Source organism: Bartonella sp. AA2SXKL (assembly GCF_042197205.1).
Taxonomy (GTDB): domain Bacteria; phylum Pseudomonadota; class Alphaproteobacteria; order Rhizobiales; family Rhizobiaceae; genus Bartonella.
Genome location: NZ_JBHIRN010000014.1, coordinates 42977 through 50822 on the forward strand (window position 1 = coordinate 42977; position 7846 = coordinate 50822).

The window sequence follows — 7846 nt, forward strand, 5'->3', positions numbered from 1 at the left end:
CTTATATTAAACTCTGTTTTCTTGTATACAAGTTCATAGTAAAGATAGCTTTTTTTGATAATCTAACGGCTAATGACTTAGGATTTTAGACAAAAATTCTTGCGTTCTCGGTTTTCTTGCTTGCGGATCAGAAAAGAACTCTTTAGATGAGCAGTCTTCAAGAATTGTTCCTTGATCTATGAAAATAACACGCTCCGATACTTTTTGTGCAAATCCCATTTCATGGGTTACACAAATCATCGTCATACCTTCTTCTGCTAAGCTAATCATGACATCGAGTACTTCACCTACCATTTCAGGATCTAGAGCAGATGTTGGTTCATCAAAAAGCATGACAAGTGGATCCATAGTTAAGGCACGTGCAATAGCAACACGTTGTTGTTGCCCTCCAGAAAGTTGACCAGGATATTTATCTTTGTGTTCAATGAGTCCAACGCGTTCAAGATATAACAATCCACGTTCAAGTGCTTCTTTTTTGCTTCGTTTTAGGACTTTGATTTGTGCAATTGTCAAATTTTCTGTGACAGATAAATGGGGGAAAAGCTCGAAGTGTTGAAACACCATTCCTACCTGACTTCGCAATTTAGGCAGATTCGTTTTTTTTGAATGAACTGGTATTCCATTAATCCAAATTTCACCTTTTTGAAAAGGGACGAGAGCGTTAATAGTTTTAATGAGTGTTGACTTTCCTGAGCCTGATGGACCACAAACGACAACGACTTCTCCTTTATTAATGTTGGTTGTACAGTTTTTAAGGACTTTAATTTCGCCATACCAATTAGAAACATTTTTTATTTCGATCATATGAGTAGACATTTTTTTTCCTGTTAGCGAATAATGGATACTTTTTTTTGTAAATACAAAACTATTTGTGACAGTGTAAAACAGATAACAAAATAGAAAATAGCTGCTAAGATATAAGCTTCTTGCTTTACACCAAAATTATTAGCAGCAATATCAAAACCATTCAAAAGGCTATGACCACTGATGGCATAAACAAGGGTTGTATCCTGAAAAAGGATAATAACTTGTGTTAAAAAGACTGGAAGCATATCTCTAAAGGCTTGAGGAAGAATGACAATGTACATACTTTGCCAATATGTCATTCCAAGAGCTTGTCCTGCATATTTTTGTCCTTGCGGAACTGAATTGATTCCAGCACGCATAATCTCAGCAAAATAAGCCGTTTCAAATGCGGTAAAGGTAATGAGTGCTGATTTATTTGCACCAATGGATATACCAGTTAAAAAAGGCAGAAGCACGAAAAACCATAAGATAACCATCACAAGTGGTATTGAACGCATAGCTGTTATGTAACTGATTGCAAACCAAGAAAGAAGTTTTATGGAAGAAAGGCGCATCATTGCTAAAAGTGTGCCGAAAACAAACCCCAATACCGTTGCAAAAAGAGTTAGAAAAACGCTAAAGAGTAAACCTGATAAAATGTAAGAACGAAATACATCAAAGGTAAAAAAGGAAAAATCAAAGTCGGAAAAATTGAAAGGAAAATAAAGTCCAAACTGAGAGCTTATGAAATTCACCATATTCAATTTCCCTTTGTTTGAAAATTAGGAATTTTGAGTATTTGTTCAATGACTGTCATCACAATGAATACGAATAAGGCTATTAGAATATAAAGGATCGTAACAAGCAAATAATTTTCGTAAACATGGCTTACTTCTTCAATTGTTTGGTATTGAAATTGCATGAGCTCATTTATTGAAACGGCGAATGCTATAGATGAATTTTTCACAATCCCCATTGCTTCTGAAGTGAGAGGTGGCATAATTGCACGTATAGCACGTGGTAGTATAATATAGCGATAACTTTGATAAGTTGTAAATCCCATTGCCATAGCAGCATAGCGTTGTCCAGAAGGAATCGCTTCAATGCCTGAACGAACCTGTTCAGCAATGCGTGCAGATGTAAAGAATCCCAATGCGCATGTTATTAAGAGAATGGGGGAAAATTTCATCGCTGGTGGATAAATCTTCGGAACAACAAAATACCACAAAAACACTTGTACAAGGAGGGGAATATTACGCATAATCTCTACCCAAATAGTACCGATAGTGCGAAATATATAATTGATTATGGATGTTTTGGGTAAAGTGCGCATTGTTCCTATAATAACACCACACAATACAGCTAATATAAGTGAAGTGATAGACAATATAATTGTATTTTTTAAGCCATCGAGAAGTGTATCTAAATAGGTATGACTTACGCCGGGAGTTCCCAAGCATCCTGTTACCAATGTTTGAGTAAGGTCATCTCTACAAAGGAAAGAAAAGTCCATTAATTGATATTCCCTCAAATTAGTCATTCACAAATAGGACAATAAACCACGCGCATCTACATAGTCCAGATTTATTAAAAAGTGAATTAAAATATAAACCACACTCAATTTCAAAAGAGTGTGGTTCTTCTTTATTAAACTCTATAAATCTTTTTCTGCGTAGCTTTCTCGAGGCTTATTATTTGGGTGATCCCAAGCATATCTTGTTTGTTTTGATAAGGGAAGGTTCATAACAGTGTTAGCAGGTGGGATCGGTTTCATAAACCACTTATTATAAAGCTTTTCCAGTGATTCATCTTTAATCTGACGTACGATACTATCGTTGATTGTTTGTTCAAATTTTTTGTCATTTAATCTGAGCATACAGGCAATAGGTTCGACTGAAAGTACAGTATCAAGAATGACATAATCAGATGGATTCTTTGATTTAGCAATATGTCCAGCAAGAATTGAAGCGTCCATGACAAAAGCATCTGCCTTACCAGATTCTAATAATAAAAAACTATCTCCGTGATCTTTCCCCTTTAAAACTTTAAACTGAATGTTTTTTGCACGTTTATTTTTACGAATAAGTTGAACAGATGTTGTACCGGTGGTCGTTGCAACTGTTTTTCCATTTAAATCCTCAAGAGATTTAATGTTAGAGTTTTTCTTTACAGCAATCCGAACCTCTTCAATGTATGTCGTATAAGCAAATGCTGCTTCTTTACTGCGGGCAATATCATGTGTTGTTGAGCCGCACTCAAAATCATAGGTTTTATTTTTTAAGAGAGGAATTCTATTTTGAGAAGTGATGGGAAGATAATGAACTTTAATTGGTTTACCAATTTTTTTTGAGATATCATCAATGATCCGTTCTGCCATTTCTGTATGAAAACCTACATATTTATTATTACCAAGGGCGTAGGCTAAACCAGATGATTCACGGACACCTAAAGTAATTTCCCCTGTTCGTTTTATTTTTTCAAGAGTATCATGTTCAGCATGCGCGAAACTTGAGAATCCAATGGCCGTTGCTGCAATAAGCATTAATAATGATTTCTTCATTTATGTCCTCCATTCATTTATTTTTATTTTATTTGCTTAAGATATACTGTTTATATGCTGTAGCATAGTTATTATTTTTGAGTGGAATTTTTTTGTTGTCTCATGAAATGAGGATTTTACTTTCTTAATTGATATTAAGGTGAATCCAAACAGGAACGTGGTCGGATGGTTTTTGATATCCCCTTACTTCTGTTTGGCTATGAGCGCAAATTAATTGATCAACAGCTTCTGGTGATAATAATAAATGATCAATGCGAATCCCATTATTCTTAGGCCAAGCACCTGCCTGAAAATCCCAAAAACTGAAGGAGGGAGTATCGGTGACATTCCGGATAGCATCATAAAAACCTAAATGAAGCATACGTTGGAATGCTTTTCTTGTTTCTCCAAGAAATAAGGCATCTTGATACCATTCTTGAGGTTTTTTTGCATCTAATGGAGTGGGGATGACATTATAATCACCTGCTAGAATAAGAGGTTCTTCATACGCAAGCAATGATTTTGCATGTGTATATAATCTTTCCATCCATTCTATCTTATAGGAATATTTTTCACTCTCAATAGGATTCCCATTTGGCAAATAGAGAGATGCAACACGAACAACACCTTTGTTTGTTGAATAAACAGCTTCAATGTAACGTGTTTGTTTATCATTATCATTGCCTGGTAATCGACGGATCACTTCATCTGGTGTTTTTTTAGAGAGAATCGCAACGCCATTAAAACTTTTTTGTCCGTGTGTTTCTATATGGTAACCTAAATTTTCAATTGTATCGCGTGGAAAATTTTCATCAATACTTTTAATTTCCTGTAAACAGACTATGTCCGGTTGGCTTTGCTGCAGCCATTGACATAATGTTTCATGTCGCGCTTTTATTCCAGCAATATTCCACGTTGCTATTTTCATGGTGCTCATCATTAGATATCAAATATGCAATTCAATTTACTGCTATGTTTTACTACAGTCATATCGCTACTTTTTTATTTATAGGGATATTACTTATGGTAAATTGATTTATCAAGAGTAGCGGTAAAAGCAAATTTAAAGCTTTAAAATTTAATTTATTTTCATTTTTAAAAACTTTCTGCTGTTTAGTTCTTGACGAATGTACGTGTTCTCGCTATTAGAGATGGACATAACCGATGTGAATGTAATCAGGTGTTTTGGATATGAACCGGATTATTCACAGGTGTTAAGAAGATTAAAAGCAAATGCTAGTGCAAAAGGCTATTGCCTTCTCTGCTTGTGGTCGGGTAAACTGTTTTTTGCAGGTGTGCCCGATTTTGTGTGTAGACTTAGATATCTGCTCCGATTTTGTTGGGGTAGATAGAGATGAAAATAGAAAAGCCCGATTGGGTGAGACGAATGTAGATCGAAAAGAGGAAGGTTGCATGCCTACCGTAAACCAGTTGATTCGCAAGCCGCGTGTAGCGCCAGTTAAACGTAATAAGGTTCCTGCTCTGCAGTCGAATCCGCAGAAGCGTGGTGTTTGTACGCGTGTTTATACGACAACACCGAAGAAACCTAATTCTGCTCTTCGTAAAGTTGCTAAAATTCGCTTGACGAATGGATTCGAGGTGATTGGTTATATTCCTGGAGAGGGACATAATCTTCAAGAGCACTCTGTTGTAATGATTCGTGGTGGTCGTGTGAAAGATTTGCCAGGAGTTCGTTATCACATTATTCGTGGTTTGCTTGATACGCAGGGTGTCAAGAATCGTAAACAGCGTCGTTCAAAGTATGGCGCAAAGCGTCCAAAATAATATTGAGAGACAAAGCCAATGTCCCGTCGTCATAGAGCAGAAAAGCGTGAGATTAATCCAGATCCAAAATTTGGTGATTTGGTTATTATGAAATTTATGAATGCCATTATGTTTGATGGTAAAAAATCAGTTGCAGAGCGTATTGTTTATGGTGCGCTCGATTCTGTAGAAAAAAGAGTAAAAACAGATCCTGTGGCTCTATTTCATCGAGCTTTAGAGAATGTTGCTCCTCACATTGAGGTTCGTTCACGCCGTGTTGGTGGCGCTACTTATCAAGTTCCGATTGATGTTCGTCCTGATCGTCGTCAGGCTCTTGCTATTCGTTGGTTGATTGCGGCGGCACGTGGTCGAAATGAAACGACGATGATTGAGCGTTTATCTGGTGAATTGATGGATGCGGCTAATAATCGTGGTTCTGCCGTGAAAAAGCGTGAAGATGTTCATCGTATGGCTGAAGCTAATCGTGCTTTTTCTCACTATCGCTGGTAGAAGTTTTAAACTAAGGCAAATATAATGGCTCGCGAATATAAAATTGAAGATTATCGTAATTTTGGTATTATGGCGCATATTGATGCCGGTAAGACTACGATGACTGAACGTATTCTGTTCTATACCGGTAAGAATCATAAAATTGGCGAGACCCATGATGGTGCTTCTACGATGGATTGGATGGAGCAGGAGCAGGAGCGCGGTATTACGATTACGTCTGCTGCGACAACGACGTTTTGGGAAGGGCAGGACGGTCGGAAGCGTCGCTTTAATATTATTGATACGCCAGGGCACGTTGATTTTACGATTGAAGTTGAGCGCTCTTTGCGTGTTCTTGATGGTGCAATAGCCTTGTTGGATGCAAATGCTGGTGTGGAGCCTCAGACGGAAACTGTTTGGCGGCAAGCTGAGAAGTATCGCGTGCCTCGTATGGTTTTTGTTAATAAAATGGACAAAATAGGAGCTGATTTTTATCGTAGTGTGGAGATGGTTGGTTCTCGGTTAGGTGCTAAAGCGCTTGTTTTGCAGTTGCCGATTGGTGCTGAAAATGACTTTGAAGGTGTTGTTGATCTTGTAGAAATGAAGGCTTTAAAGTGGGATGGTTCTATTGGTGCCTCGGCAGTGATAAGTGAAATTCCCTCTGATTTAAAGGAGAAAGCTGAAGAATATCGCGAGAAATTGATTGAGATGGCTGTGGAGGTTGATGAAGCTGCGACAGAGGCTTATTTGGAAGGTGTTATGCCAACCAACGAGCAGCTTGTTTCTCTCATTCGTAGGGGGACAGTAGAAGTTCAGTTTCATCCGGTTCTTTGTGGTACGGCTTTTAAAAACAAGGGGGTGCAGCCACTTTTGGATGCTGTTGTTTCCTATCTTCCTTCTCCAATTGATATTCCGGCGATTAAGGGTATTGATGTAAAGACTGAGGCTGAGACGACACGCGAATCTTCTGATGATGCTCCGTTATCTATGCTTGCTTTTAAAATTATGAATGATCCTTTTGTTGGTTCATTGACGTTCTGTCGTATTTACTCAGGTAAAGTTCAGAAAGGTATTTCTCTTGAGAATACTGTGAAAAAGAAAAAAGAGCGTTTGGGGCGTATGCTTCAAATGCATTCAAATTCTCGTGAGGATATTGAAGAAGCATTTGCTGGTGATATTGTTGCTCTTGCAGGACTTAAGGAGACGACAACAGGGGATACTCTTTGTGATCCTTTGAAGCCTGTTATTTTGGAGAGGATGGAATTTCCAGAGCCTGTTATTGAGATTGCAATTGAACCGAAGACAAAAGCAGATCAAGAAAAAATGGGTATTGCTCTTAACCGTCTAGCAGCCGAAGATCCTTCATTTCGTGTTAAATCGGATGAGGAATCTGGTCAGACTATTATAGCTGGAATGGGTGAGCTTCATCTTGATATTATTGTTGATCGTATGCGGCGTGAGTTTAAGGTTGAAGCAAATGTTGGGCAGCCTCAAGTTGCTTATCGTGAGTCAATTACTAAAATGGCGGAAATTGATTATACGCATAAGAAACAATCGGGTGGTGCAGGTCAATTTGCTCGTGTGAAAATTGTTTTTGAGCCTCATGATGGTGATGACTTTATTTTTGAGTCAAAGATTGTTGGTGGTGCTGTTCCTAAAGAATATATTCCTGGTGTCCAAAAAGGGATTGAGAGTGTTATGGGGTCAGGTCCTCTTGCGGGCTTTCCTATGCTTGGTGTAAAAGCGACTCTCATTGATGGTGGCTATCACGATGTTGATTCTTCGGTTTTGGCTTTTGAGATTGCTGCTCGTGCGGCTTTTCGTGATGGGGCAAAGAAGGCTGGTGCACAGCTTCTTGAACCGATCATGAAGGTGGAAGTTGTTACACCAGATGATTATGTTGGTGATGTTATTGGTGATCTCAATTCTCGTCGGGGACAGATTTCAGGAACTGAAGCGCGCGGCATTGCAACGGTTGTGAATGCAATGGTTCCTTTGGCAAATATGTTTGGTTATGTGAATACTCTTCGCTCTATGAGTCAGGGACGTGCGCAGTATACAATGCAGTTTGATCATTACGAGCCTGTGCCTTCAGCTGTTGCTTTGGAGATTCAAAAGAAATACGCATAATTTCAGGTTGGTAATTAATTTTTAACTTAGTCCTTGGCTTGGACGGAAAATGGAGAGCTCAAATGGCGAAGAGCAAGTTTGAACGAACAAAACCGCATGTTAATATTGGTACGATTGGTCACGTTGATCATGGGAAGA

The 7846-nt window shown here is 38.3% G+C and carries 8 protein-coding genes and 1 pseudogene; 4 read left to right on the top strand and 5 right to left on the bottom strand.

The features are described 5' to 3' along the window. Nucleotides 1-69 precede the first annotated feature (69 nt). From ACFINS_RS08310 to xth, 5 genes are all read right to left on the bottom strand, one after another. Nucleotides 70-816, bottom strand: a complete 747-nt coding sequence (locus ACFINS_RS08310) for an amino acid ABC transporter ATP-binding protein (protein ID WP_273791447.1) — start codon at nt 814-816, stop codon at nt 70-72. Nucleotides 817-827: 11 nt separating this feature from the next. Further along, nucleotides 828-1544, bottom strand: a complete 717-nt coding sequence (locus ACFINS_RS08315; protein WP_375612443.1) for an amino acid ABC transporter permease — start codon at nt 1542-1544, stop codon at nt 828-830. A 2-nt stretch (nt 1545-1546) separates the two neighbouring features. Further along, nucleotides 1547-2299: an amino acid ABC transporter permease gene (locus ACFINS_RS08320; protein ID WP_375612442.1), complete on the bottom strand. Its 753-nt coding sequence runs from the start codon at nt 2297-2299 to the stop codon at nt 1547-1549. 141 nt (nt 2300-2440) lie between these two features. Further along, nucleotides 2441-3346, bottom strand: a complete 906-nt coding sequence (locus ACFINS_RS08325) for a transporter substrate-binding domain-containing protein (protein ID WP_375612441.1) — start codon at nt 3344-3346, stop codon at nt 2441-2443. 124 nt (nt 3347-3470) lie between these two features. Further along, nucleotides 3471-4253 (bottom strand): exodeoxyribonuclease III, encoded by a 783-nt coding sequence (gene xth / locus ACFINS_RS08330; protein WP_375638315.1) that lies wholly within the window; start codon nt 4251-4253, stop codon nt 3471-3473. 485 nt (nt 4254-4738) lie between these two features. Here xth and rpsL point away from each other — a divergent pair, with 485 nt between their 5' ends. The 4 genes and pseudogenes from rpsL to ACFINS_RS08350 all read left to right on the top strand — a co-directional run. Further along, entirely contained in the window at nt 4739-5110 is a 372-nt protein-coding gene (gene rpsL / locus ACFINS_RS08335; protein WP_005773262.1) for a 30S ribosomal protein S12, read from the top strand. A gap of 18 nt (nt 5111-5128) precedes the next feature. Beyond that, nucleotides 5129-5599 carry a 30S ribosomal protein S7 gene (gene rpsG / locus ACFINS_RS08340; protein WP_015856589.1) on the top strand — a complete coding sequence of 157 codons (471 nt, stop codon included), beginning with the start codon at nt 5129-5131 and terminating at the stop codon, nt 5597-5599. 24 nt (nt 5600-5623) lie between these two features. Beyond that, nucleotides 5624-7708, top strand: coding sequence for an elongation factor G (gene fusA / locus ACFINS_RS08345; RefSeq protein WP_375607436.1), 2085 nt, complete (start codon nt 5624-5626; stop codon nt 7706-7708). A 62-nt stretch (nt 7709-7770) separates the two neighbouring features. Further along, nucleotides 7771-7846 (top strand): annotated as a pseudogene (locus tag ACFINS_RS08350) (elongation factor Tu); the annotation flags it as partial.